This window comes from Pantoea sp. 1.19, from assembly GCF_001922585.1.
In the GTDB taxonomy this organism is placed as follows: domain Bacteria; phylum Pseudomonadota; class Gammaproteobacteria; order Enterobacterales; family Enterobacteriaceae; genus 1-19.
This window is the reverse complement of sequence record NZ_MRBS01000003.1, coordinates 53,440-79,707: the sequence shown is the minus strand read 5'-3', so window position 1 is coordinate 79,707 and position 26,268 is coordinate 53,440. Positions and strand designations below refer to the sequence as shown.

At 61.5% G+C, this 26,268-nt stretch carries 23 protein-coding genes; 3 read left to right on the top strand and 20 right to left on the bottom strand.

Annotation, left to right across the window (positions count from 1 at the left end; all coding sequences use genetic code 11):
* Nucleotides 1–57: 57 nt before the first annotated feature.
* From sufE to BS626_RS06950, 8 genes are all read right to left on the bottom strand, one after another.
* Nucleotides 58–474 (bottom strand): cysteine desulfuration protein SufE, encoded by a 417-nt coding sequence (sufE, locus tag BS626_RS06985; protein WP_075181681.1) that lies wholly within the window; start codon nucleotides 472–474, stop codon nucleotides 58–60.
* Between the two features lie 23 nt (nucleotides 475–497).
* Nucleotides 498–1,721: a cysteine desulfurase SufS gene (sufS, locus tag BS626_RS06980; RefSeq protein ID WP_075181680.1), complete on the bottom strand. Its 1,224-nt coding sequence runs from the start codon at nucleotides 1,719–1,721 to the stop codon at nucleotides 498–500.
* Nucleotides 1,705–2,991 (bottom strand): Fe-S cluster assembly protein SufD, encoded by a 1,287-nt coding sequence (gene sufD / locus BS626_RS06975; protein ID WP_075181679.1) that lies wholly within the window; start codon nucleotides 2,989–2,991, stop codon nucleotides 1,705–1,707. The genes sufS and sufD overlap by 17 nt, the downstream gene beginning before the upstream one ends.
* Nucleotides 2,966–3,712, bottom strand: a complete 747-nt coding sequence (gene sufC / locus BS626_RS06970) for a Fe-S cluster assembly ATPase SufC (RefSeq protein WP_075181678.1) — start codon at nucleotides 3,710–3,712, stop codon at nucleotides 2,966–2,968. The genes sufD and sufC overlap by 26 nt, the downstream gene beginning before the upstream one ends.
* Nucleotides 3,713–3,736: 24 nt before the next feature.
* Complete coding sequence (gene sufB / locus BS626_RS06965) at nucleotides 3,737–5,230, bottom strand: Fe-S cluster assembly protein SufB (protein WP_075181677.1); 1,494 nt, start codon at nucleotides 5,228–5,230, stop codon at nucleotides 3,737–3,739.
* A 5-nt stretch (nucleotides 5,231–5,235) separates the two neighbouring features.
* The gene (sufA, locus tag BS626_RS06960; RefSeq protein ID WP_075181676.1) at nucleotides 5,236–5,610 is read right to left on the bottom strand and encodes a Fe-S cluster assembly scaffold SufA; all 375 of its coding nucleotides are present in this window, start codon (nucleotides 5,608–5,610) and stop codon (nucleotides 5,236–5,238) included.
* Nucleotides 5,611–6,052: 442 nt separating this feature from the next.
* Nucleotides 6,053–6,466, bottom strand: coding sequence for a hotdog fold thioesterase (locus BS626_RS06955; protein WP_075181675.1), 414 nt, complete (start codon nucleotides 6,464–6,466; stop codon nucleotides 6,053–6,055).
* A complete protein-coding gene (locus BS626_RS06950) occupies nucleotides 6,463–9,519 on the bottom strand; it encodes an FAD-binding and (Fe-S)-binding domain-containing protein (protein WP_075182081.1) in 3,057 nt (1,018 codons plus the stop codon). The genes BS626_RS06955 and BS626_RS06950 overlap by 4 nt, the downstream gene beginning before the upstream one ends.
* 243 nt (nucleotides 9,520–9,762) lie before the next feature.
* On the opposite strand from BS626_RS06950, the gene ydiK reads away from it, so the two are divergent.
* On the top strand, nucleotides 9,763–10,869 hold the full coding sequence (gene ydiK, locus BS626_RS06945) for an AI-2E family transporter YdiK (protein WP_075181674.1): 1,107 nt from the start codon (nucleotides 9,763–9,765) through the stop codon (nucleotides 10,867–10,869).
* A gap of 420 nt (nucleotides 10,870–11,289) precedes the next feature.
* Here the strand turns inward: ydiK and ppsA are convergent, their stop codons facing one another.
* The gene (gene ppsA / locus BS626_RS06940) at nucleotides 11,290–13,677 is read right to left on the bottom strand and encodes a phosphoenolpyruvate synthase (protein ID WP_075181673.1); all 2,388 of its coding nucleotides are present in this window, start codon (nucleotides 13,675–13,677) and stop codon (nucleotides 11,290–11,292) included.
* A 445-nt stretch (nucleotides 13,678–14,122) separates the two neighbouring features.
* Between ppsA and BS626_RS06935 the strand changes: the two genes are divergently transcribed.
* Both BS626_RS06935 and BS626_RS06930 read left to right on the top strand, forming a co-directional pair.
* A complete protein-coding gene (locus BS626_RS06935) occupies nucleotides 14,123–14,956 on the top strand; it encodes a pyruvate, water dikinase regulatory protein (protein WP_075181672.1) in 834 nt (277 codons plus the stop codon).
* Between the two features lie 143 nt (nucleotides 14,957–15,099).
* The gene (locus tag BS626_RS06930; protein WP_075181671.1) at nucleotides 15,100–16,146 is read left to right on the top strand and encodes a 3-deoxy-7-phosphoheptulonate synthase; all 1,047 of its coding nucleotides are present in this window, start codon (nucleotides 15,100–15,102) and stop codon (nucleotides 16,144–16,146) included.
* Between the two features lie 36 nt (nucleotides 16,147–16,182).
* On the opposite strand, the gene BS626_RS06925 is transcribed toward BS626_RS06930, so the two are convergent.
* From BS626_RS06925 to rplT, 11 genes are all read right to left on the bottom strand, one after another.
* On the bottom strand, nucleotides 16,183–17,628 hold the full coding sequence (locus BS626_RS06925; RefSeq protein WP_075181670.1) for a protein adenylyltransferase SelO: 1,446 nt from the start codon (nucleotides 17,626–17,628) through the stop codon (nucleotides 16,183–16,185).
* Nucleotides 17,629–17,717: 89 nt separating this feature from the next.
* Nucleotides 17,718–18,446 (bottom strand): EAL domain-containing protein, encoded by a 729-nt coding sequence (locus BS626_RS06920; protein WP_075181669.1) that lies wholly within the window; start codon nucleotides 18,444–18,446, stop codon nucleotides 17,718–17,720.
* Between the two features lie 229 nt (nucleotides 18,447–18,675).
* Nucleotides 18,676–19,137, bottom strand: coding sequence for an NlpC/P60 family protein (locus BS626_RS06915; RefSeq protein ID WP_075181668.1), 462 nt, complete (start codon nucleotides 19,135–19,137; stop codon nucleotides 18,676–18,678).
* Nucleotides 19,138–19,218: 81 nt separating this feature from the next.
* A complete protein-coding gene (btuD, locus tag BS626_RS06910; protein WP_075181667.1) occupies nucleotides 19,219–19,971 on the bottom strand; it encodes a vitamin B12 ABC transporter ATP-binding protein BtuD in 753 nt (250 codons plus the stop codon).
* Nucleotides 19,971–20,513 (bottom strand): glutathione peroxidase, encoded by a 543-nt coding sequence (locus tag BS626_RS06905; RefSeq protein WP_075181666.1) that lies wholly within the window; start codon nucleotides 20,511–20,513, stop codon nucleotides 19,971–19,973. The genes btuD and BS626_RS06905 overlap by 1 nt, the downstream gene beginning before the upstream one ends.
* Nucleotides 20,514–20,544: 31 nt before the next feature.
* Entirely contained in the window at nucleotides 20,545–21,531 is a 987-nt protein-coding gene (gene btuC, locus BS626_RS06900) for a vitamin B12 ABC transporter permease BtuC (RefSeq protein ID WP_075181665.1), read from the bottom strand.
* A 326-nt stretch (nucleotides 21,532–21,857) separates the two neighbouring features.
* Nucleotides 21,858–22,157, bottom strand: a complete 300-nt coding sequence (gene ihfA, locus BS626_RS06895) for an integration host factor subunit alpha (RefSeq protein ID WP_075181664.1) — start codon at nucleotides 22,155–22,157, stop codon at nucleotides 21,858–21,860.
* Nucleotides 22,158–22,161: 4 nt separating this feature from the next.
* A complete protein-coding gene (pheT, locus tag BS626_RS06890; protein ID WP_075181663.1) occupies nucleotides 22,162–24,549 on the bottom strand; it encodes a phenylalanine--tRNA ligase subunit beta in 2,388 nt (795 codons plus the stop codon).
* A gap of 14 nt (nucleotides 24,550–24,563) precedes the next feature.
* Nucleotides 24,564–25,547, bottom strand: coding sequence for a phenylalanine--tRNA ligase subunit alpha (pheS, locus tag BS626_RS06885; protein WP_075181662.1), 984 nt, complete (start codon nucleotides 25,545–25,547; stop codon nucleotides 24,564–24,566).
* A gap of 140 nt (nucleotides 25,548–25,687) precedes the next feature.
* The gene (gene pheM, locus BS626_RS18580) at nucleotides 25,688–25,732 is read right to left on the bottom strand and encodes a pheST operon leader peptide PheM (protein WP_170870447.1); all 45 of its coding nucleotides are present in this window, start codon (nucleotides 25,730–25,732) and stop codon (nucleotides 25,688–25,690) included.
* Nucleotides 25,733–25,861: 129 nt separating this feature from the next.
* The gene (gene rplT / locus BS626_RS06880) at nucleotides 25,862–26,218 is read right to left on the bottom strand and encodes a 50S ribosomal protein L20 (RefSeq protein ID WP_075181661.1); all 357 of its coding nucleotides are present in this window, start codon (nucleotides 26,216–26,218) and stop codon (nucleotides 25,862–25,864) included.
* Nucleotides 26,219–26,268 lie beyond the last annotated feature (50 nt).

The following is a 26,268-nucleotide window of genomic DNA, read 5'->3' as shown; positions in this document are numbered from 1 at the left end:
CTTATCAGGTGGCGTTCAACCGGCCCGGGTGCCGGGCCGGTTGAACAGCGTGTATGCTCAGATCAGGGCTTGCGCCCGCTGACGAATCGCCCGGATCATCGCTTCCAGCCCCTGCGAACGCGACGGGGTGAGGTGCGCGGTCAGCGCCAGATCGCTGAACCATGGGCGCACGTCGACGTCGAGGATCTGCTGCGGCGTCAGCTGATCATAGAGGCTGAACACGACCGCAATCAGCCCTTTTACAATCGCCGCATCGCTGTCACCGGCCAGCGCCACGCGGCCATCCGCCTGCTGCGTCATCACAATCCACACCTGGCTCTGGCAGCCGGCTATCTTGTTATCACTGCGCCGATCGCTGTCCGCCAGCGGCGGCAGCGCGCCGCCCAGCTCGATGATGTACAGATACTTCTCTTCCCAGTTGGCGCAGCGGTGAAAATTGCGCACCAGTTTCTCTTTATCCGGCAGTGTCGCCATGGGTACTCCCTCTGTCGCCGTGGTTAACCACCCAGCAGGCGGTGGATCCGCGTCAGCCCGGTGACTAAGCGGTCAATCTCTTCTTCGGTGTTGTACAGCGCGAGCGATGCGCGGCACATAGCCGGCACCTGATAATGTGCCATCAGCGGCATCGCGCAGTGGTGACCGGTGCGGATGGCAATGCCGTAGCGGTCAAGGAAGCTGCCGACGTCATAAGCGTGGTGCTGGCCAAGATTGAACGACAGCACGCCGACGCGCGCCGGCGGGCCAAACAGCGTGATGTCAGGTACGCTGGCCAGTCCGGCCTGCGCGTAACGCATCAGCGACGCTTCATAGTCGATCATCGCCTCCCAGCCGAGGGCGGTCACCCAGTCCAGAGCGGCGCCCAGGGCGATAATGCCTGCGGTATTTGGCGTCCCCGCCTCAAAGCGCCACGGCGCCGCCGACCAGCGGCTGCCCTCGCACAGGCTGACCGAGGCAATCATCGCGCCGCCGCCCTGCCAGGGGGGCATGGCATCCAGCAGAGCCTTACGCCCGTACAGCACCCCGATGCCGCTGGGACCATACAGCTTGTGGGCAGAGAAGAGATAGAAGTCGCACTCCAGCGCCTGCACATCTACCGGGGCGTGCATCACCGCCTGCGCACCATCAATCACCGTCGCCACGCCTGCCGCTTTGGCTTTCGCTACCAGTGCGGCCACCGGATTGACGGTCCCCAGCACATTGGAGACGTGGGTGACGGCCAGCAGCCTGGTGCGCGTATCAATCAGCCGGTCGAGGGCGTCCATATCCAGCGTGCCGTCGGCCAGCAGCGGGATCACCCGCACTTCGGCGCCTACCCGCTGGGCCAGCATCTGCCAGGGCACGATATTGGCGTGATGTTCCATTTCGCTGATGATCAGATTATCCCCGGGGCCCACCTGCAGCTGGCCAAAGGTATTGGCCACCAGATTGATGCCTTCAGTGGTACCGCGAACAAACACGATCTCCTCCGGCGAAGCGGCATTCAGAAAGCGCGCGCAGCGGGTGCGCACGTTTTCCATTGCGGTGGTTGCCTCCGCGCTCAGCGTATGGATCCCGCGGTGTACCGCGGCATAGCCGTGGCAGTAGAAATCGCGCTCGCTGTTAATCACCGCCAGCGGCTTCTGCGCGCTGGCCGCACTATCGAGATACGCCAGCCGCTGACCGTGAACCTCACGCGCCAGAATCGGAAACTCAGCCCGCAGGCGTTCAGGATTGAGGGTCATGCACGCCTCCCGGAAAACGCTGCGCGATGCGCTGCATCACCGCCTGTTTTACCGCTGGATCGGTCAGCGCCTCGGTCAACTCAGCGGCGAAGGCGAAGATGATCATCTGCTGCGCAGCCGCTTCGGCAATCCCCCGCGAGCGCAAATAGAACAGCTGTTCATCATCAATGCGCCCCACCGTGGCGCCGTGGCTGCACTTAACGTCATCGGCATAAATTTCCAGCTGCGGTTTGGTGTCCACTTCCGCGAGTCGGCCAAGCAGCAGATTATTATTGGTCATCTGGCCGTCGGTTTTCAGCGCGTGCTCAGCGACCTTGATCATGCCGTTAAACACCGCACGGCCTTTATCGCGCACGATGGTTTTGTGCAGCTGGCGGCTCTGGCAGTGGCCGACGCGGTGCTCCAGCCAGCTGCGGGTGTCACACACCTCATTGTCCACCGGCAGCGCCAGGCTGTTGATCACCACATCGCCGCCCTCACCCTGCAGCTGGGCGCTGGTGTGGTGGCGACTCAGGCCCGCACCGAGTAAAAAACTGTGGCTGCTGGCGCGCGCCGCGCGCGCCAGCGTGAGATCGTTATGCGCGAAGTGCACGCTGGCCGCCTGTTCGAACGCCAGCTTATAGTGCTGCAGTGCGGCATTATCGCCCACCGCCAGCGTGGTGCGACCGCCGGTAAAGTGCGGGCGATCATCAAGTGACACATAGTGTTCTACCACCGTCGCCTCCGCCCCGGCCTCCAGCGCCACGTGGTGACGATAGTGATGGGTCGCCAGACCCTGCGGTGCGCCGCTGCTAATATGCAGCAAATAGAGCGGGCGAGGGGCGCGCTGATGCCGCGCGAGACTGATCACCGCCACCTCGGCCGCCAGGCTCTCGGTAAGGTGCAGAAAGGCTTCCGGTTGGATAGCCGCCGCCAGCGGCGGGCGTTCGCCGCCGCGGTAGACCCGAAGCTGGAACGCATCGAGGTCACCGTCACTCAGCGTCGGCTGATAGTGACCGTCGACAAACACCAGCCGCACTGCGTCCAGCGGCAACGCCAGCCCCCGGCAGCGCGCCGCGTCGGGCAACCGCGGCGCCGGCTGGACCAGTTCCGCCGTCAGCAGGGTGTTCAGCGGGGTGTATTTCCAGTCCTCATGGCGCGGCCCGGGAAGCCCGTGACGTTGTAACTCTTGCCAGTGTTCACGCGCCTGCTCGCCGCGATCGGGCGCGCCATCAAACAGCTGCTGCCAGCGCGCGGGAACCGGATTATGCTTCGTCGGTAAGCCAGCCATATCCCTGCTCCTCCAGCTGTTTCACCAGCGTAAAATCGCCGGATTTGACTATCCTGCCCTGATACAGCACGTGCACGTAGTCCGGCTGGATATAGTCAAGGATCCGCTGATAGTGGGTGACAATGATAAAGGCACGCTGGCCGTCGCGCAGTGAATTTACACCGTTGGCGACGATTTTCAGCGCATCAATGTCCAGGCCAGAATCGGTTTCATCCAAAATGCACAGGCGCGGCTCCAGCGCGGCCATCTGCAAAATATCATTGCGTTTTTTTTCCCCGCCGGAGAAACCGACGTTAACCGAGCGGGTCAACAGATCGTCCGGCATTTTCAACAGCGCCAGCTTTTCGGCCATCACATCCTGAAAATCGAAGCGATCCAACGCGGGCTGCTGACGGTAGGCGCGCACCGCGTTGACCGCGGTGTGCAGAAAAAACTGATTACTGACGCCGGGGATTTCAACCGGATACTGGAAGGCCATAAAAATGCCCTCCCCGGCGCGCGCTTCCGGCGCCATCTCCAGCAGGTCATGGCCATTAAAATCGATGCTGCCATCCGTGACCTGATACTCCTCACGGCCGGCCAGCGTCGCCGACAGGGTGCTCTTGCCCGATCCGTTTGGCCCCATAATGGCGTGCACTTCGCCCGGCCTGACCTCGAGATCCAGCCCGCGTAAAATCGGTTTATCTTCAATACTGACCTGTAAATTTTTGATGCTTAACATAAGGGCTCCAGGCGTCGACAGGCGTTAACCCACGCTGTGTTCAAGGCTAATGGCCAACAATTTTTGCGCTTCCACGGCGAACTCCAGCGGCAGCTCGGAAAAGACGTCTTTACAAAAGCCGTTGACTATCATTGAGATGGCATCCTCTTCCCGGATGCCGCGCTGCAGACAATAAAACAGCTGATCTTCACCGATACGCGAGGTGGTGGCTTCATGCTCCAGCTGCGCGGTATTGTTACGCACTTCGACATAGGGGAAGGTGTGAGCGCCGCAGGCCTCGCCGATCAGCATTGAATCGCACTGGGTAAAATTGCGCGCGTGGGTCGCGGTGGGCATGATCTTTACCAGTCCCCGATAGGTGTTCTGACTTTTACCGGCGGCGATGCCCTTGGAGATGATGGTCGAACGGGTATTTTTGCCAATGTGGATCATTTTGGTGCCGGTGTCCGCCTGCTGCACGCCATTGGTCAGCGCCACCGAGTAAAACTCGCCGATGGCGTTGTCTCCGCGCAGGATACAGCTGGGGTATTTCCAGGTAATGGCCGAGCCGGTTTCCGACTGGGTCCAGGACATTTTGCTGTTTTCCCCTTCGCACAGCGCGCGTTTGGTGACAAAGTTTAGAATGCCGCCCTCGCCTTCGCCGCCGGGAAACCAGTTTTGCACCGTCGAGTATTTCACCTCGGCGTCTTTCAGTATGATAACCTCGACCACCGCGGCATGCAGCTGATAGCTGTCGCGCACCGGCGCGGAGCAGCCTTCGATGTAACTGACATAGCTGCCTTCATCGGCAATCAGGATCGTGCGTTCGAACTGGCCGGTTTTCGCAGCGTTAATGCGGAAGTAAGTTGACAGCTCCATCGGGCAGCGAACCCCCTTGGGGATATACACAAAGGTGCCGTCGGAGGCCACCGCGGAGTTGAGCGCGGCAAAGAAGTTATCGTTGGCCGGCACCACGCTGCCGAGATACTGCTGCACCAGCTGCGGGTGTTCCTGAATCGCCTCGCTAAACGAGCAGAAGATGATCCCCTCCGCAGCCAGCTTGTCGCGATAGGTGGTGGCCACCGACACCGAGTCGAAAATCGCATCCACCGCCACGTTCTGTCCCTCGCGAACCGGCACGCCGAGCTGGTCGAACGCCTGCTCCACTTCCCGGGTCAGATAGCTGCCGGCCGGCCGATCGCCGTTGCTCTGCCGCGCGCCGGGCTCGGAGGCGCAGTCGTCGTCGCAGTGGCCGCAGGAGGGAGCAGAGTAGTAGCTGTAGTCTTGATAGTTGAGCGGCTGATAATTGGCTTTCAGCCAGTGCGGCTCCTCCATTTCAGTCCAGGCGTGGTAGGCCTTCAGGCGAAAATCAAGCATCCACTGCGGCTCGTTGCGCCGGGCAGAAATGGCGCGCACCACCTCTTCGCTGATGCCGTGCGCCAGCTCATCGGTTTGCAATGGCGTGAAGAAGCCCTCTTTGTACTGATGACCGCCTTCCCAGTATTGAACATCATCGCTTGCATCATGGTGTCGGGACATAATGGTTACTCTACGCCAAAGCTTTCACCACAGCCGCAGGCGTGTTGCGCTTTGGGATTGTTGAATTTGAATACCTGATTCAGCCCGTCACGGACAAAATCGACCTCGGTACCGTCAAGAAACGGCATGGCCTGCAGCGGAACATATAGCCGTGCGCCCTGGTGGGTGAACATCAGGTCGTCGCTGGCCGGCGTGCTAATCAGATCAAACGTGTAGCCAAAGCCGGCGCAGCCGCTCTGCTTAACACCGAGACGCAGCCCCTGCAGTTCCGCATCGTGCGCGATCAGCGCAAGGATGTGCTGCGCCGCGCGGTCGGTCAGGGTCACGCCTTGCCAGATAAAGTCGTCCGGTGAAAACGTGTCAGGGTGGGTCTGGTTCATGGTCAACTCCTCACATAGGGGCCACGAGGCCCGTCCCTCTATGGTAGTGCCCGCCGCTATCACTTCAACCGCTTGTTGAGCAGGGGTTTTGCCCGCTGTACGCATCGGCGCGCCTGATCTTAAGTTTAGACGCTGTGGTCGGCGGCGCGCCGTTTGCCGTCTGTTCGTAGCAACTTGTTAATAGGTATAATTATTTTTGTTGCCACGGCTGCTTTTTACTGCGTGCTGCCGGCATCGGTGACCGCGATCGATTGCTGTCACCCATCGCAATAACAGAGCGCATTTATCGTTCAGCGGCGCCGGCCGCTGGCGCTGCGTGGCTGCGATGGTCAGCAACAGACGTGGTTAATCGCCGCGCAGTACGGTGACGGGCTGGCGGGGGGCAGGAAGATACGAGGGAAGACCCGCCACCGCGCAACGCGCGGTGGCCGGACCTGGGGGGTCAGCGAACCGAGGTGGTCAGCCGCGCCGTGCAGCAGAGCTGGCCATCTGCATCGAAAATATCGGTCTGCCAGACCTGGTGGCGCCGCCCGAGGTGCAGCGCGCGGCAGTGACCGCGGACCACACCATCGCGTACGGCGCGCAGGTGATGGGCACTGATCTCCAGCCCCACCACCTGCGCATCGCCTTCGGTACACAACCAGCCAGCCAGCGAGCCGAGGCTCTCTGCCAGCACCACCGAGGCGCCGCCATGCAACAGGCCGAACGGCTGTCGGGTGCGGCTGTCTACCGGCATGGTCGCCTCCAGGGCCTCTTCCGTCAGCGCGGTAAAGCAGATCCCGCAGTGCGAGACCAGGGTGCCGGCGCAGCCGGCATTGAGGGCTTCCAGCGTCGCCTCACGTCGCCAAATACTCATGATATCAGCTCCAGCAGCGCCTGCAGGGGATGGCGCATGCCTCCACCCTCAATGCGCTTTACCTGACTGCGGCAGGAGTAGCCGGTCGCCAGGCAGCGCTGGCGCGGCAGCTTACTGAGCGCAGGATGCCAGGAGAGCGCGTAGATGCCTAACGAGTTGTCCAACTGTGCCGCCTCGTGACCGTAGGTGCCGGCCATCCCGCAGCAGCCCACACTGACGCTCTCCAGCCGCGCGCCCAGTCGGGCGAAAATCGTCTGCCACTGCTGGGATGACGACGGCAGCGCGGTGACTTCGGTACAGTGGCCAAACAGGTACCAGGCTTCGCCGCTGAGCGGCACCGTCTCCCCGGCGGGCAGCACCTGCTGCAGCCACTCATGAACCAGCTGCACGTGAAAATCGCCGCGCGAATCGCCAAGCACCTCGCGGTACTCATCGCGGTAGCAGAGCACCAGCGCCGGGTCGACCCCCACCAGCGGCATGCCCAGCTGCGCCACGCGGTTAAGCATGGCCGCGGTTTTCTGCGCGGTACGTGCAAAGCGCTGTAAAAAACCTTTCACGTGCTGCGGTTTACCGTTGGGGGAGAACGGCAATACCACCGGACGCCAGCCCAGTGCGTCAATCAGGCGGACAAGATCGCCGATCAGCTGCGCTTCGTAGTAGCTGGTGAAGGGATCCTGCACCACCAGTACGGTCTTCGCCCGCTCGGCGGGGCTCAACTGTTCCAGCTGCTCCAGCGTCAGGCCGGCACTGCGGTGGCCGGCCAGCTGCTGCTTCAGCGTCGGGGTCGACAGCAGCGGCAGATCGACCATGCCAATCCGCTGACGACTAAGCTCGCGCAGCCAGGGTTGGCGCAGGAAAAAGTTGAAGGGACGCGGCGCCCGCGCCATCAGCGGAGCGTACTGCTCCACCCCGGCCACCAGCCAGTCGCTGACCGGGCGCAGATAGCGGGTGTGATAGAGCTGCAGGAAGCGCGCGCGAAATCCCGGCACGTCAATTTTAATCGGGCACTGCGTGGAGCAGGCCTTACAGGCGAGACAGCCGGACATTGCCGCTTTCACTTCGTGAGAGAAGTCATATTCGCCGCGGCGGGCATGCCAGCTGTTGCGGGTGCGGGCGATCAGGTCGCGCAGGCTGACGCGCTGTTCCGGCAGCGCCTGCTCCAGCCGGCTGGGATCCACGCCCTGCTCCGCCAGCAGGCGCAGCCACTCGCGCACCAGCGTAGCCCGGCCCTTTGGCGAGTGGACGCGGTTGCGGGTCACCTTCATTGACGGGCACATCGGCGTCAGCGTGTCGAAGTTAAAGCACAGGCCGTTACCGTTACAGGTCATCGCGCCGCGCCAGTCGTCACGCACCGCGATCGGGATCTGCCGATCGAAGCGACCGCGCGTCACGTCGTCGACCTGATGCAGCGGGGCATCGACGCCCCACGGCGTACAAATTTTCCCGGGATTCAGTCGGTTATGCGGGTCAAACGCCGCTTTAATTCGCCGCAGCTCGCCGTACAGCGTCTCGCCGAAGAAGGCCGGGCTGTAGGCCGCGCGGAAGCCTTTACCGTGCTCCCCCCAGAGCAGCCCGCCGTAGCGGGTAGTCAGCGCCACCACTTCGTCAGAGATCTGCTTCATCAGCCGCTCCTGCTGCGGATCGCACATATCCAGCGCTGGCCGCACGTGTAGCACTCCGGCGTCAACGTGGCCAAACATCCCGTAGCTGAGGCCGTGGCCGTCAAGCAGCGCGCGAAATTCAGCGATGTAGTCGGCCAGGTGTTCCGGCGGCACGCAGGTATCCTCGACAAACGGAATCGGCTTGGCGCCACCTTTTGCATTGCCCAGCAGACCGACCGCTTTTTTACGCATCGCGTAAATGCGTTCAATACTGGCCGCGTCTTCACACAGCTGCCAGCCGATGACGCCGGCCTCACCGGCGGCCATCAGCGCGTCCAGCCGCTGACAGAGCGCGCTGACCTGACCGGCGATCAGCGCGGCATCATCGCCGGCGAACTCGACGATATTCAGCCCGAGCATCGCCTTATCCGGCACCGGCGCGATCAAGGATTCTACCGAGTGCCAGATGATATCTTCCCGCGCCAGATTTAACACCCGTGAGTCGACGGTTTCCACCGAGAGCGCCCGCGCCTCGACCAGAAACGGCGCATTGCGCAGGGCCGAATCAAACGCGTCATATTTAATGTTTACCAGCCGGCGGACTTTCGGCAGCGGAGTAATGTCCAGCCGCGCTTCGCAAATAAACGCCAGCGTCCCTTCGGAGCCGCACAGCAGCCGGGTAAGATCGATCTGCTGCAGATCGTCACTGAGCACGTGGCGTAAATCATAGCCGGTAAGAAACCGGTTCAGCTTCGGGAATTTTTCCAGAATCAGCGCCCGCTGCTCGCGGCAGCGCGTTAACACATCGCGATAAATCTGCCCTTCGCGCGTCTCTTCGGCGGCCAGCGTTTCCGCCAGCGTCACCGGCATCGCGCGGGTATCGAGGATCTCCCCACCGGTCAGCACCGCGCGCACGCCCAGCACGTGATCGGAGGTTTTTCCGTACACCAGCGATCCCTGCCCGGAGGCGTCGGTATTGATCATGCCACCGAGGGTTGCGCGGTTGCTGGTTGAGAGCTCCGGAGAGAAGAAAAAGCCGTAGGGCTTCAGCCAGGCATTCAGCTGGTCCTTCACCACGCCGGCCTCCACCCGCACCCAGCGCTGCTCGACATTGATGTCCAGAATGCGGTTCATGTGGCGCGACAAATCGACCACAATGCCGTGGTTCAGCGCCTGGCCATTGGTGCCGGTTCCGCCGCCGCGCGGGGTAAAGACGAGACGCTGAAAGCGCGGCTCCTCCGCCAGGCGGGCAATCAGCGCCACATCACCCGTTGAGCGTGGAAACACCACCGCATCGGGCAGACACTGATAGATACTGTTATCGGTGGCCAGCGACAGGCGGTCGGCATAGCCGGTGGCGATATCGCCGGTGAAACCGTGCTGTTTTAGCGCGGCGAGGTAATCAAGCACCGGCTGAATCAGCCCCGGCGCCTGAGCAATCTGTGGGATCATTATCGGGTGACCAAATGTTGGGTTAATCGTTTGCTTATCGCTGACTTCACTCAGACAGTGCATTTCGTTTTATCATATTTTTTCGCCGTGTGCCGGGTTTTGCCGCCGCCCCGACGAGAATATCCCCGCGCCCCCCTGTTGCGCATCGGGGAAATACCGCATGATAAGCCCAGCCCGCACGGCGAGGTGCTGTCCCCCCTGCCGCGCGGAGGGTTTTCTTTAACGCAACGTGGATGTTGACGCATGAATAGTTTGCAACGGCAGAAGGATTTACCCCAAATCATCTTCTCCCTGATGTTTATTGTCTTGATGCTGGTCGCCTGCTTTTGGGTCGTACAGCCGTTTATTTTAGGCTTTGCCTGGGCCAGCATGGTGGTGATCGCCACCTGGCCACTGATGGTCCGCCTGCAGGGCTGGCTGTGGGGACGACGTTCGCTGGCGGTGCTGGTGATGACCCTGCTGCTGCTGCTGCTGTTTATCATCCCCATCGCCCTGCTGGTGAACAGCCTGATCGACAACAGCCGGCCGCTGATCGCCTGGGCGACGTCCGGCCACCTGACGCCGCCGACGCTTGACTGGCTGCGCCGACTCCCGCTGGTTGGAGAGAAGCTATGGAACGCCTGGCACAATCTGCTGGCCGGAGGCGGCAGCGCGGCGCTGGCCAAAGCGCAGCCCTATATCGGGCGTACTACCGGCTTTTTCTTTGCTCAGGCCGGTCACTTCGGCCGCTTTATTATGCATCTGGGGCTGATGCTGCTGTTCTCCATACTGCTGTTCTGGCGCGGTGAACAGGTGGGCATGGGGATCCGCCACTTTGCCTGGCGCCTCGGCGGCCGGCGCGGCGATGCGGCGGTGGTGCTCGCCGGGCAGGCGGTTCGCGCGGTGGCGCTCGGCGTAGTGGTGACTGCGCTGGTGCAGGGGGTACTGGGCGGTATTGGCCTCGCCATTTCGGGTATTCCCTATGCCACCCTGCTGACGGTGCTGATGATTCTGTTTTGCCTGGTGCAGCTGGGACCACTCCCGGTGCTGATTCCGGCCATTATCTGGCTCTACTGGAGCGGCGATACCACCTGGGGCACCGTGCTACTGGTGTGGAGCTGCGTCGTCGGCACGCTGGATAACGTGCTGCGCCCGGTGCTGATTCGCATGGGGGCGGATCTGCCGATGATCCTTATCCTGTCCGGGGTGATCGGCGGCCTGATTGCTTTCGGCATGATTGGCCTGTTTATCGGCCCGGTCGTGCTGGCCGTCTCTTACCGTCTGCTGTCGGTCTGGATGCATGAGACTCCGCTGCCGCCCCCGGCGCAGGACGGTGACGTGCTCTCCGCAGCGCCTCCCCCACCGCGCTGAATGTGATTGCCCGGCCCCGGCCGGGCAATCGCTGCACGCCCTATCGCCAGGCAACCTCGTGCGAAAAGCCTGCAAAATTACTTAAGAAAATATTAATAAAAAATCACCGCTTTTCCGCCCGGATAACAGATTTGGCCACAGGCGATCGCTTTTGAGGCGCCGTTATGCCGTCCACCATTATTTTTACGGCCTAAAATATTATCAGTGCTAACGAATAAGAGGATTCTTAAAGACGTCAGCTCCCCGACTGCCCTACTATCCTTAGCGCAATGAGTGAATGAATCTCACTCCCGGTTACCCCTGAGTAGCGTCAAGTATTGCTGTGTGTAGTCTTTGCCCATCGGATGATGGGCTTTTTTTTGCCCGGTAGCCAGGCCGGTCGGAGCCGGCCTGGCGTAACGCCGTACCGCAGCCCGTCGCTCAGTTGCCTGCCGATGCGTGCTGCGCCAGACTTAGCCAGGTCTGGACCACCGTATCCGGATTCAGTGACAGACTGTCAATGCCCTCGGCCATCAGCCAGGCGGCAAAATCAGCGTGATCGGACGGCCCCTGACCGCAGATACCGACATATTTGCCCTGCTGCTTCGCGGCGCGAATCGCCATCGACAGCAGCGCCTTCACCGCCGCATTGCGTTCATCAAACAGCGTCGAGACCACGCCGGAATCACGATCCAGCCCCAGCGTCAGCTGAGTCATATCATTGGAGCCAATGGAAAAACCGTCAAAATGGGCGAGGAACTGGTCCGCCAGCAGCGCATTGGAGGGGATCTCACACATCATCACCACCTTCAGGCCGTTCTCACCGCGCTTCAGTCCCTGCCGCGCCAGCTCGTCAATCACCGCCTCCGCCTGCGCCACGGTGCGAACAAACGGCACCATGATCTCGACGTTGGTCAGCCCCATGTCATTACGCACCCGCTTCACCGCGGCGCACTCAAGGGCAAAGCAGTCGCGAAAGTCGTCAGACACGTAGCGACCTGCACCGCGAAAGCCCAGCATCGGATTCTCTTCATGCGGTTCATAACGCTCGCCCCCAACCAGGTTGGCATACTCATTGGATTTAAAATCAGACAGTCGCACGATCACCCGCTTTGGCGCAAAAGCCGCGCCCAGCGTTGCAATGCCCTCGGTCAGGCGGGCCACGTAAAACTCCACCGGATCGTCAAAGCCCTTCATTAGCGTGCGGATCTCAGCCTGTACCGCCGGGGGCTGCTGGTCAAATGCCAGCAGCGCCCTGGGATGCACGCCGATCATCCGGTTAATGATAAATTCCAGCCGCGCCAGTCCGACCCCCTCGTTCGGCAGGCAGGCAAAGTCAAAGGCGCGGTCGGGGTTGCCGACGTTCATCATGATTTTTAGCGGCAGCGTCGGCATCGCTTCAACCTGCGAGCGACTGACCTCAAAGTGCAGCAGGTCAGCGTAGACATAGCCGGTGTCGCCTTCGGCGCAGGAGACCGTGACCGGGCTTCCCTCCGCCAGCCGCTCCGTGGCATCACCGCAGCCGACCACCGCCGGAATACCCAGCTCGCGGGCGATGATTGCCGCATGGCAGGTGCGTCCGCCGCGGTTGGTGACGATAGCCGCGGCTTTTTTCATGATTGGCTCCCAGTCCGGATCGGTCATGTCCGTCACCAGCACGTCCCCTTTTTCAATCCGATCCATTTCGCTGATGTCGCGAATCACCTTGACCCTGCCGGCGCCGATACGGTGGCCAATCGCCCTGCCTTCCACCCGGACCGTGCCGCGCGCCGTGAGCGTATAGCGTTCCATTACCTGGCCATTGGAGCGCACCGTTTCCGGCCGCGCCTGCACGATATACAGCTTGCCGGTGTGACCATCCTTTGCCCACTCGATATCCATAGGACGCTGGTAGTGCTGCTCAATCAGCAGCGCCTGCCGCGCCAGCGCTTCCACCTCGTCACTGCTCAGACTAAAGCGATCGCGTTCGGCCTCCGCTACCTCCTCAACGGCCACCTGCTTGCCGTGCTCCTGCGTGGGTGCATAGACCATGCGAATTTTTTTAGAGCCGAGATTGCGCCGCACAATCGCCGGTCGACCGGCGTTGAGGGTGGGTTTATGTACGTAGAACTCATCCGGATTTACCGCGCCCTGCACGACCATTTCTCCCAGACCGTACGCCGAGGTGATGAACACCACCTGGTCAAAGCCGGATTCGGTATCAAGGGTGAACATCACCCCGGCAGCGCCGACGTCGGCGCGCACCATCCGCTGCACGCCGGCGGACAGCGCCACGCCGCGATGGTCATAGCCCTGATGGACGCGGTATGAGATTGCCCGGTCGTTAAACAGTGAGGCATACACGTGCTTGATAGCCACCATCACCGCGTCCAGGCCCTGCACGTTCAGAAAGGTCTCCTGCTGACCGGCAAAGGAGGCGTCCGGCATATCCTCTGCGGTGGCCGAAGAGCGCACGGCAAATGAAGCGCCGGCATCGTCGGCCGCCAGCTGCTGATAGGCGTCGCGGATGGCGGCTTCCATCGCCGGCAGAAACGGCGTGTCCACGATCCACTGCCGAATCTGCCTGCCGGCCTGCGCCAGCTGGTTAACGTCATCGACGTTGGTGCTGTCCAGCAACGCGTAAATACGCTGATTGACTCCGCTTTGTTCCAGAAACTGATTAAAGGCGTCAGAGGTGGTGGCAAATCCGTTGGGAACCGCTACCCCCAGCGCAGAGAGATGGGTAATCATCTCACCCAGAGAGGCGTTTTTGCCGCCCACGCGATCAACATCATGCATGCCAAGCTGGTTGTACCAGAGCACCAGCGGTAAATCACCTGTGATGGACATTGAAGCAATCCTTTTAAAATGAGTGAGGGCAAATGACAGCACCCGAGGGAGGTGTTTTTCAGCGATTCCAGCCTGGCACATTCGCCAGACAAAGATAAAGTGGTGAATCGTTCAAGCAGGAAAAATAAGAATTTCTCCGCCAACCGGCGGGGCCTGCCTCACACTTGCGCAACGACAAACCAAAAAAAATCCATCATTTTCATATGGATAAATTATAATTGCATTTCGTAGCTAATCTGCGTTGCGCAACCAGATAATGCCTGGCCGTTCCCCCTGATGCCGGCCATATAAAATAATCCGGAGAGGCATCACGACAATGAATCCCGCCTTAGAGTAGAGTTAATATTCCCTGTTTTATTTTGCTGAGTAATGTATTTTATTCCGCCCCGGACGTTTCGTTTTCGCGCATCTCACCCTGCGCCCGATCGTGGAGAAGAACAGTATTATGGAGTCTGGTAACGAACGCAGCGTATTCTACATCTCTGATGGCACAGCGATTACCGCCGAGGTGGTCGGCCACGCGGTGCTGTCGCAGTTTCCGGTCGCCACCCACAGCGTGACCCTGCCTTTTGTCGAAAACGAACAGCGGGCGCTGGCGGTGAAGGCGCAAATCAATGCTATCTGGCAGCGAAGCGGCATCCGGCCGCTGGTCTTTTTTTCCATCGTGTTGCCGGACGTACGGGCGATCATTTTGCAAAGTGAGGGATTTTGTCAGGATATTGTGCAAAGCCTGGTGGCGCCGCTGCAGCAGGAGCTCGGGCACGCGCCGGTGCCGGTGGCTCACCGCACCCACGGCCTGACCGCCAGCAATCTCGACAAGTACGATGCGCGCATTGCCGCCATTGACTACGCACTGGCCCACGATGATGGTATCTCCCTGCGCGGGCTGGAGGAGGCACAGGTCATTCTGCTGGGGGTGTCGCGCTGCGGCAAGACGCCCACCAGCCTCTATCTGGCCATGCAGTTTGGTATCCGCGCCGCGAACTACCCGTTTATTGCCGATGATATGGACAACCTGAAGCTGCCCGCCGCGCTGCGTCCCTGGCAGCAAAAACTATTTGGTCTGACCATTGATCCGGAGCGCCTGTCCGCCATCCGTCAGGAGCGGGCAGAGCATACCCGCTATGCCTCGCTGCGCCAGTGCCGGCTGGAGGTGGGCGAAGTAGAGGCCCTGCTGCGCACCCACCAGATCCGCTACCTGAACAGCACCAACTATTCGGTCGAGGAGATCGCCACAAAAATTCTCGACATCATGGGCCTCAGCCGGCAAATGTTCTGAGGCAGAGGCGGCGGCGCAAGAAATGCGCGCGGTTTATCCGGCTGGCAGGTTGAATTCGCCGCCAGTTCCGATAAGGTGATGGCCATCACTTCCCGGCACTCCCGCCGTTGCGAAGTCCCCAGTTGACGTATTCAGAGATGACCATGAATAAAACGGATGAATTGCGCACCGCGCGCATCGACAGTCTGATCACGCCGGCCGAGCTGGCCACCCGCCACCCGATTACGCCGGCAATTGTCAGCACCGTCACCGCCGCTCGCGATCGTATCAGTGCGATTCTGCGCGGCGATGATCCGCGCCTGCTGGTCGTGATGGGCCCCTGCTCAATCCACGATCCGGCCGCCGCCCTGGAGTACGCCGCACGCCTCAACGTCATGCGTGAACGTTACCAGCACCGGCTGGAGATAGTGATGCGCACCTACTTTGAGAAACCGCGCACCGTAGTGGGCTGGAAAGGCCTGATCTCCGACCCGCAGCTTGACGGCAGCTGTCGGGTTAATGAGGGATTAGGCATTGCCCGCCAGCTGCTGATTGACGTTAATGCGCTGGGCCTGCCGACCGCGACTGAATTTCTCGATATGGTGATCGGCCAGTTTATTGCCGATCTGATCAGCTGGGGCGCAATTGGTGCGCGCACCACCGAGAGCCAGATCCACCGCGAGATGGCCTCAGCGCTCTCCTGCCCGGTCGGGTTTAAAAACGGCACCGACGGCAATACGCAAATCGCCGTGGATGCCATCCGCGCGGCGCGGGCGAGCCACCTGTTCCTGTCACCGGATAAAACCGGACGCATGACCATCTATCAAACCAGCGGCAATCCGGCCGGACACATTATTATGCGCGGCGGTAAGCAGCCGAACTATCACGCCGCCGACATCGCCGCCGCCGCGACCCGCCTGCGCGAGTATGGCCTGCCAGAGCAGCTGGTGGTCGACTTCAGCCACGGCAACTGCCTGAAACAGCACCGGCGCCAGCGCGATGTCGCGGCGGATATCGCCCAGCAAATCCGCCGCGGTTCGCCGGCCATTGCCGGAGTGATGGTGGAGAGCTTTTTGCAGGAGGGAACGCAGAAAGTGGTGGCCGGCCAGCCGCTCACCTGGGGGCAGTCGATCACCGATCCCTGCCTCAGCTGGGATGACAGCGTCGCGGTGCTGGCGCAGCTGGCCGACGCGGTAGACAGCCGCTTTTAACGGGCCGGGGCGGCGCAGGCCGCCCCGCCGAACGGCCTAGCTGGAGCAGCTCACTTCCAGACCGGCCGCCCACTCCGGGGGGCGCTGGCGGAATACCGCCGCGCTCTCCGGCTCGTCATAGGGCGCGCACAGCGCCTGATGCAGCGCCGCCAGCGGGGCGCTATCGCCCTGCTCCACGCCGCTGATTGCCTCCTGCGCCAGCCAGTTACGCAACACCAGCGCCGGATTGGCACGCTTCATCACCGCCTGACGCGCCGCATCTTCCACGCCCTCCTGCTGCAGTCGCTGCTGATAGCGCTGATACCAGTGATCAAAGGCGGCACGATCGATAAACTCATCGCGCAGCGCCGATGCCGACTGCCGCTGCTCTGCGTGGCTGAGCAGGCGAAAAGTCCGCGTGTAGTCGCTGCGCTCGCGGGTCATCAGCGCCAGCAGCTCGGTTAGCAGATCGTTGTCCTGCGGCTCTGCGCGCAGGAAACCGAGTTTGGCGCGCATTGCATCGCCCCACGCGGCCATCAGCGTGGGCTCGTAGACGGCCAGCGCCGCGCGCAGGCCATCGGCGTCAATCAGGTCCGACAGCGCATGAGCCAGCCGGTTCAGGTTCCACAGACCGACCGCAGGCTGATTATCAAAAGCATAGCGGCCCTGATGATCGGAGTGGTTAAGACTGCGATCCGGCTGATAGCCATCCAGAAAACCGAACGGCCCGTAATCCAGCGTCAAACCCAGCAGCGACATGTTATCGGTATTCAGCACCCCGTGAGCAAAGCCAACGCTCTGCCAGCGGGCAATCAGCCGCGCCGTGCGCTTCACCACGTCGGTAAACCATAGCCGGTAGCGATCGCCCTCGTCGACCAGCTCGGGCCAGTGGTGGCGAATCGCGTACCCGACCAGCTGGCGCACCTGCTCCGGCTGCTGGCGATAGTAGAAATGTTCAATATGCCCGAAGCGCAGGTGGCTTTCAGCGACGCGCAGCAGCATCGCCCCGCGCTCTTCGCGCTCGCGCCACACCGGTTCGTCGCTGGTCACCAGCGTCAGCGCGCGCGAAGTGGGAATGCCGAGATGGTGCAGCGCCTCCGAGGCAAGGAACTCGCGCACCGTCGAACGGATGACCGCGCGGCCGTCGCCCATCCGCGAATAGGGCGTCAGGCCGGCGCCTTTGAGATGCCAGTCCATTTTACGGCCATCGGCCAACCGCTGTTCACCCAGCAGCAGGCCGCGGCCGTCTCCCAGCTGGCCGGCCCAGACGCCAAACTGGTGCCCGCTATAGACCTGCGCCAGCGGCGCCATGCCCGACAGCAGCGTCTCTCCGCTCCATAAGCCGTCTGCACCGGCGGTAAACAGCGTTTCCGGCAGGCCCAGCGTCTGCGCCAGCGGCGCGCTGTGATACATGAGGCGCGCCCCGGCCAGCGGCGTGGGCTGTGTGGCCGTATACGTGCCGGGAAGCTCCCGGTGCCAGGTATTGTCAAACTGAGGCTGCATCGCCGTTATCCTGTTAAGCACATTTCGCCACAGTGTAACCGCCCAGCGCCGTCAGGCACAGGAAAAGCGGGGATGGCTAACCCGGCGGATCAGGAAAAGACGTCCGGACAGCGCGTCAGCGCGCTCAGGGTGTCGGGCGTGGCATTAGCAAACAGATCGCCGGACACGGCGTGATAGCCAAGGTGGCGCACCTTCTCCAGCATGGTCACGTTATCAATGCCCTGAATCACCAGCTCATCGCAGAACGGCGCAAAGTTGTCGCGCAGGGTCTGCATAAACGGACGGAAAGCGCCGCGCTTCATCATTTGCTGCACAAAACGCTTATCCAGCCGCACGCGATGAAACATCCCATCATAAATGGCGGTTGGCGGCGCTTTTCCGGCCCCGGCGTTCTCAAGGCACAGCATAAACGCCTCACTCAGCTGGCGAAGCAGCGGGTCACGCAGCCCCTGGGCGAGATGGGGGAAATCTTCCCGAATCAGCAGAGCAACAAAAGGCAGGCGTTCGAGGGTCTCGCGCAGCGGCGGATGGGTCAGTAGCGCGTCGGCCACCACGGCGTCAATCGCAATACCGGCCTCGACCCGATGCTGCGTGAAAAACGCGCGGTGCTTCTCAATGTCCTGCAGCTGGGCCAGCAGCAGGCGTTCGCGCTGCGCCAGCGTCAGCTGAGCGTTATGCATCTCCTGCGGCAACAGGACATTAGCGGACGCATGCTGGAAGGGGGTGGTGACCGTCACCGCGGCCAGCTCGCCGTTAAAACGGTACATCGGTGAATAGATTGCCTGACTCAGAGAGTCGGCTTCCAGATGGTTATTCATGTTAATCTGCCGGTAAAAATGGCGACTCCGCTCGCTAAGGCGTTGAAATATGACAAGGAAACGGGCGGCTGTAAAGCGAATTATATCCCATGAACCGCTACAGCCAGAGCTTTAACCTGTCACATCCTGTGTAAAAGCCAATTATCCCGATATTATCCGCCAGCGCCCCGCCCGCGCAGCAGCCAATCGTGCGCGGGTTGGGCATCGCCGCAGGCGCACCTCGCCCGGCTTAAATACGCCGCGCCTGCCAGAAGACTTTGCGCCAATAGACATTATCCAGTGAGGATCGTATCACGCCCTGGCTGGTCGACGCGTGAATAAACTGGTTATCAGTATCGTAGATACCCACGTGCAGCCCGTTTTCACCGCTGCCGGTCTTAAAAAAAACCAGATCGCCCGGCAGCAGCTCCGCTTTATCGATGCGCGTCCCCAGCTCCGTCTGTGCGCGGGTCGATCGCGGCAGCTGCAGGTCAAAGCGCTCGCGGAACGTCAGCGCCACAAAACCTGAACAATCGACGCCGCCGCGACTCATCCCACCGTAGCGATAGGGCGTGCCGCGCCACGCGCTGAGCTGATCGTTCAGTTCGGCAATCACGGTGATGGAATCGGCAAGACGCCCGTTTACCGGCGGCGCGCGATGGCTACTGCAGCCCGCCAATATAACTACCCACAGTACGACCGCAAAACGCATCCGATGCTCCTGTCTGGTCAAAAAGAGGCAACACGTCTTTATAGCGGGAAACCCGACGACCGGGCAACGTTTTCCTGCGCATTAGCGTTCGCGCAGCAGAAACGCGCCCTCAGGCAGGCTCACCCGGCGAAACGGCACGCCAAACACCTCGGCCAGCAGCGCCGGCTGTAGCAGCGTCGTCGGATCGCCCTGCGCCCGCAGCCGCCCCTGCTGCAGCAGCCAGACCGTATCGGCCTGCTGCAGCGTGTGATTCAAATCATGGCTGCTCATGATGATGCTGAGCCCCTCCCGGCGGCGGGCGGCCAGCCACTCCTCCACCGCCTGCTGATGGGCAACATCCAGACCGGTAAGCGGCTCATCCAGCAGCAGCAGAGTCGCCAGCGGATTGAGCTGAGGGTCACACTGCAGCAGCACTCCCGCCAACCGCACCCGCTGCCACTCCCCGCCGGAGAGCTGCCCCACCGGCCGGCTGAGCTTATCCTGCAGGTGCAGCGCCGCACACAGTTCGGCGACGCGCACCTCCGCCTCTGGCCCGCACGCGCCGGGCAGGTGCTGCGCCAAAAAGTGCCAGACCGGCAGCGGTCCCGCCGGGGTCTGCTGCTGATGCAGCCAGGCGCGCCTGGCCGCCAGCTCGCGGCGTCGCCAGGCGCTTAGCGAGCGTCCTGCCAGCTGCACCTCGCCTACCGCGGGCAGCAGGCCGGCGAGCAGAGCCAGCAGTGTACTCTTGCCGGCGCCGTTGGGGCCCAGCAGATGCACCATTTCACCGGCGGCAACCTGCGCCGACATGGGCTGCAAACGCGGAGGAAACCCGGCCTGGTTCAGCGTCAGCACCATCAGCCGAGCGCCTGCTCCAGCTGGCGCAGCACTACCGCATCATCCGGTGCCATGTCCGGGGAAAAGCGCGCCAGCACGCGGCCATCGCGGCCGATCAGGAACTTCTCAAAATTCCACAGAATATCGCCGGGAGCCTGCGGCGCCTGTCCCTTATCCACCCGACGCTGATAGAAGGCGCTGCCGGCCGGTGCTTCCGCCTGCGGCGCCGCCGCCGTCAGCCACTGGTAGAGCGGATGCCGATCGGGGCCGTTCACTGCGATCTTGCTGAACAGCGAAAAGGTCACGTCCCAGGTCGTGCGGCAATACGCCTGAATCTCCTCCGCGCTCCCGGGCTCCTGCTGCAAGAATTGATTACAGGGAAAACCCAGCACGCTGAAGCCGCGCGCCTGATACTGCCGCTGCAGCGCTTCCAGCGCCGCATACTGTGGGGTCAGGCCGCACTGTGAGGCCACGTTCACCACCAGCAGCACGTTGCCCTGCCAGGGCGCCAGCGTGGTGGCCTCGCCGGCCAGCGTGGTCAGGGGGATGGAATACAATGACATCGGGTTACTCCTCAGTGTGAAACAACGGCGGCTAGCGGTGCTGACGCACCAACAGCCAGATAAACAGCGGGGCGCCGAGCGTGGCGGTGACCACGCCAATCGGCAGTTCGGCGGCGCTCAGCAGCAGCCGCGCCAAAATATCGGCGGCCAGCAGCCCGGCAGCGCCGGCCAGCGCGCTGCAGGGCAGCAGGGCGCGGTGCTGGCTAAGCCCGCACAGCCGAAGCAGGTGCGGGATCACCAGCCCAACAAAACCGATGCTGCCGGCCAGCGCCACGCAGATCCCGACCACCGCCCCGGTGGCCAGCACCAGCAGGCTGCGCCAGCGCGCCAGCGGCAGCCCCAGCTGCTGCGCGGCAAGCTCGCCCAGCGCCAGCCGATCCAGCACCCGCCAGCGACCCAGTAGCCAGAAAAGCAGCGGCAGCAGCGCCAGCATCAGCGGAGCATATTGCCAGCCGATGCCGCTAAAGCCGCCCATCATCCAGTACAGCAGCTGGCGTAAATCAAGGCTGCTGCTGAAATAGACCGCCCAGGTCATCAGCGCACTGCCGATCATGCCCAGCGCCACGCCGGCCAGCAGCAGCCGCGCACTGGAGAGATGCCGGCGGGCAAACCGCAGCAGGATCCCCGTCACCAGCAGCGCACCGGCGATGGCAAACAGGCTGAGGCTGCCGCTGCCGGCCGTCGGCAGCAGCAGCACGCCGGCCACCACGCCGACCCCGGCGCCGCTGGAGACCCCCAGCAGTCCGGGTTCCGCCAGCGGATTGTCAAACAGCGCCTGCATCACCGCGCCGGTGACCGCCAGCGCCGCCCCCACCAGCAGCACCGCCAGCGTGCGCGGGAGTCGCAGCTGCCCGACCCACAGCCATGCATCACGCTCCCCCCAGTGAACGGGTGAGATCCAGCGCTCGCCCGCACTCAGGCTCAGCAGGGTCAGAACAATAAGCAGCAGCCAGAGGCCGAATTGCCAGCGGCGCGCCCGCCGCGCGGCCTGAGTCTGAAGTGGCGTAATCAAGAGCATCCCCGTCAGGTGAAAAAGTGCTAACGAGAGGATTGTACGGGGTGAGTAAAAAAAAGAAAGCGGCGGCGGCGTCCTGCGCCATTACGCGGCCAGCGCGTCCGCTCTCCCGCCCTCCCCGCGGCTGATAAGATCTGTGCCAGCGGCTCCTCCCCCCCCGCTACAAGGCTATGCGTTCCATCAGCCCGGCGGATCGGCGGTGGTTATCGCATCGCGCCGGGCCTGCTGATAAGGCGGGACTTCGGCGACCTGCCGGTACGCTACCCCGGCGCAAACCGTGACCAACGGCAAAAAAAAGGCCCGCTGCGCGGGCCTTTTGCTGGCTGAAATTATTCGCTCTTCGGAGAGGCGTTTTCCACCCGGCTTTTCAACTTCTGCCCCGGACGGAACGTCACCACACGGCGGGCCGTGATGGGAATATCTTCGCCGGTTTTGGGGTTACGCCCCGGGCGTTGATTTTTGTCGCGAAGGTCAAAGTTGCCAAAACCAGACAATTTAACCTGCTCGCCATTTTCCAGAGCCCGACGAATCTCCTCAAAAAACAACTCCACAAGCTCTTTGGCATCCCGCTTGCTAAGCCCAAGCTTTTCAAACAGGTATTCTGACATTTCAGCTTTTGTAAGCGCCATAGGTTCAATCCCTCAAGGTTGCCTGGAATCGCTCTTTTAACACCGCAACGCATTTGGCGACGGTTGCGGCAATCTCATCTTCTTCGAGTGTCCGGCTGGTATCTTGCAAGATCAGGCTGATCGCGAGGCTCTTTTCGCCCTCTGTCACGCCCTTACCGCGGTACACGTCAAACAAGTTTACGCCAACTACCTGATTTACGCCAACTTTCTTAATCTCAGTTATGATATCTGCGGCGGGCACCGATTCAGGTACCACCACAGCGATATCGCGACGGTTCGCCGGGAAGCGTGAAATCTCGCGCGCAGCAGGCAGGACGCGGCTTGCAAGGCTTTCCCAGTCAAGTTCAAACACCACGGTGCGGCCGTTCAGAGAGAGTTTACGCTCCAGTTCAGGATGCACCACGCCGATGAAACCAATCACTTTTTCGGCTAAATAAATCGCCGCGCTCTGGCCCGGATGCAGGGCCGGGTGCGCCTGCGCCCGAAAGGCGATCGCGTCCAGCTTACCGGTCAGCTCCAGCACCGACTCCAAATCTCCTTTCAGATCATAGAAGTCAACCGTTTCGCGCGCCAGATCCCAGTGCTCTTCAACCCGCGCGCCGCTGATCACCCCGGCCAGCATCCGATCCTGACGAATGCCCAGATCGGCCTGAGTATCCGGCACAAAGCGCAGGCCGCTCTCAAACAGACGCACGCGGCTCTGCTGACGGTTCTGGTTCCACACCACCGCGCTCAGCAGTCCGGTCAGCAGCGACAGGCGCATCGCCGACATATCAACGGAAATCGGGTTCGGCAGCAGCAGAGAGTCTTCACCCGGATGCAGCAGGGCCTGCACCTTAGGATCGACAAAGCTGTAGGTGATCGCTTCCTGATAGCCTTTGTCTACCAGCAGATTTTTCACGCGCTTCAGTGACAGCGTGCTCTCCTGATGACGGGTCATGACCAGACTGGCCTGCACCGGCACATCGGGAATATTGTCGTAGCCGTAAACCCGTGCCACCTCCTCTACCAGGTCCTCTTCGATGGCCATATCAAAGCGCCAGGAGGGAGCCACCGCCGTCCAGCAGCCTTCGCCAACCGTAAGCTGACAGCCAAGGCGGGTCAGGATATCGCTGACGTCAGCATCCGGGATCGCATGACCAATCAGCCGATCCAGCTTGTCGCGATGCAGGGTGATGGTCGCCGGAGTCGGCAGCGCAGCGGTATCGGTCACGTCCATAACCGGACCGGCTTCACCGCCGCAAATGGCCAGCAGCAGCGCGGTCGCCCGCTCCATTGCTTTATGCTGTAGCTGTGGATCCACGCCGCGTTCGTAGCGGTGCGAAGCATCGGTGTGCAGGCCATAGCGACGGGCGCGGCCGGCAATCGCCAGCGGCGCAAACCAGGCGCACTCCAGCAGCACGTTTTGCGTCTGCGGATTCACCCCGGACTGTTCGCCGCCAAAAATCCCGCCCATGGCCAGCGCCTGTTGTTCGTCGGCGATCACCAGCGTATCGGCCGTCAGCTTCGCTTCGCTGCCGTCCAGCAGCGTCAGGGTTTCGCCCTCCTCCGCCATCCGCACCACGATGCCGCCCTGCAGGCGGTCCAGATCAAAGGCGTGCATCGGCTGGCCCAGCTCCAGCAGGACGTAGTTGGTAACGTCAACGACCGGATCGATGGAGCGAATGCCGCAGCGGCGCAGCTTCTCGCGCATCCACAGCGGCGTGGCCGCGCTGACGTTTACCCCTTTGACTACCCGGCCGAGGTAGCGCGGACAGGCCTCCGGGGCCGCAACGCGAATCGGGAAAGTGTCGCTAAGGGTGGTACTGACCGGGGTGAACGTCGGTTCACTGAGCGCCAGCTTGCTGATCACCGCCACATCACGCGCCACGCCGAGCAGGCTCAGGCAGTCGGCGCGGTTTGGCGTCACACTGATTTCGATCGTGTTATCATTGAGCGTCAGATAGTCGCGCAGATCGCGACCAACGGGGGCGTCCTGCGGCAGCTCAATGATGCCGTCATGATCGTCGCTGATGCCGAGCTCAGAAAAGGAGCAGAGCATCCCCTCCGACGGCTCACCGCGCAGTTTGGCCGCCTTAATCTTAAAATCGCCCGGCAGCACCGCACCGACGGTGGCAACCGCCACTTTCAGGCCCTGTCGGCAGTTTGGCGCGCCGCACACAATATCCAGCAGGCGATCGCCGCCGACGTTCACTTTGGTCACCCGCAGCTTATCCGCATTGGGGTGCTGGCCGCACTCGACCACCTCGCCGACCACCACGCCGTGAAAGGCGCCCGCGACGGGCTCAACACCGTCCACTTCCAGCCCCGCCATGGTAATTTGTCCGCAGAGCGCCTCGGTATCAATGGCCGGGTTCACCCATTCACGCAACCAGTATTCACTGAACTTCATTGGTCATCCCGTCCTTACTTAAACTGTTTGAGGAAACGTAAATCATTTTCGAAAAAGGCGCGCAGATCGGTCACGCCGTAGCGCAGCATGGTCAGGCGCTCCATCCCCATACCGAAGGCAAAGCCGGAATACACTTCCGGATCGATGCCGACGTTACGCAGCACGTTTGGATGCACCATTCCGCAGCCCAGCACTTCCAGCCATTTGCCGTTCTTGCCCATCACATCCACTTCCGCCGACGGCTCGGTGAACGGAAAATAGGAGGGACGGAAGCGAATACGCAAATCTTCCTCAAAAAAGTTGTTCAGAAAATCGTGCAGCGTGCCCTTCAGATTGCTGAAGCTGATGTTTTTATCTACGATCAGCCCTTCCATCTGGTGGAACATCGGGGTGTGGGTCTGATCGTAATCGTTACGATAGACGCGGCCCGGGGCAATGATGCGAATCGGCGGTTGCTGGTTTTTCATGGTGCGAATCTGCACGCCGGAAGTTTGGGTACGCAGCAGGCGGGTAGCGTCAAACCAGAAGGTATCGTGATCGGCGCGCGCCGGGTGGTGACCCGGAATATTCAACGCATCGAAGTTATGGTAGTCATCTTCAATTTCCGGACCGTTCACCACCGCAAAGCCCAGCTCACCGAAAAAGGTTTCAATGCGATCGATGGTGCGGGTAACCGGATGCAGGCCGCCGTTCTCTATGCGGCGTCCCGGCAGCGAGACGTCGATGGTCTCCGCGGCCAGCCGCGCGTTGAGCGCCGCCGACTCCAGCAGCGTCTTGCGCGCATTCAGTGCCTCCTGCACCTGCTGCTTCGCCTCATTGATCACCGCGCCCGCTGCCGGGCGCGCCTCCGCCGGGAGCTCACGTAGGGTGGTCATTTGCAGGGTCAGGTGGCCTTTTTTGCCCAGATATTCAACGCGAACGGCATCCAGCGCCGCGACGTCCTGCGCCGCTTCGACGGCCGCTCTGGCGCGAGCGACCAGTTCTGCGAGTTGTGACATGGTATCCTCTTCTTTTGACCCGGTGGTCAGTCTGTTCGTTGAGCCGCAAATTCTCGGCGCCGATAAACGAAAAAAGCCTCCATACAGGAGGCTTTCAGCGCGATTTTTCGTTTCTTTTCTGTGCGCAAAAGCCCCGATGATCAGGTGCTAAAGTAAAAAAAGAAACGGAAAAGAGCAGCGTGCATGCTTGCAGTTACCTTATCGCGATGGCGTCAGGGCTCTATTGAAAAGCCAGCCGACGAAAATGTCAATCATTTGCTGGAGTTAGCGCTCTGAAAAGCAAAAGAGGGAGCACGCTCCCTCTTTCAACCGGCTTACGCCAGAGCTGATTTCGCTTTTTCGACCAGGGCAGTGAATGCCACTTTGTCGAAGACCGCGATGTCGGCCAGGATCTTACGGTCGATCTCAATGGACGCTTTTTTCAGGCCATTGATGAAACGGCTGTAGGACATGCCGTTCTGACGAGCCGCTGCGTTGATACGCGCGATCCACAGCTGACGGAACTGACGCTTACGTTGACGACGGTCGCGGTAAGCATACTGACCAGCTTTGATAACAGCCTGGAAGGCAACGCGGTATACACGCGAACGTGCACCGTAGTAGCCTTTAGCTTGTTTTAAGATTTTTTTGTGACGTGCGCGAGCAATTACACCACGTTTTACGCGAGCCATGTGAGCTCTCCTGTTTCAACATTCTGAGTGTACCCCGTACCTGACGTCAG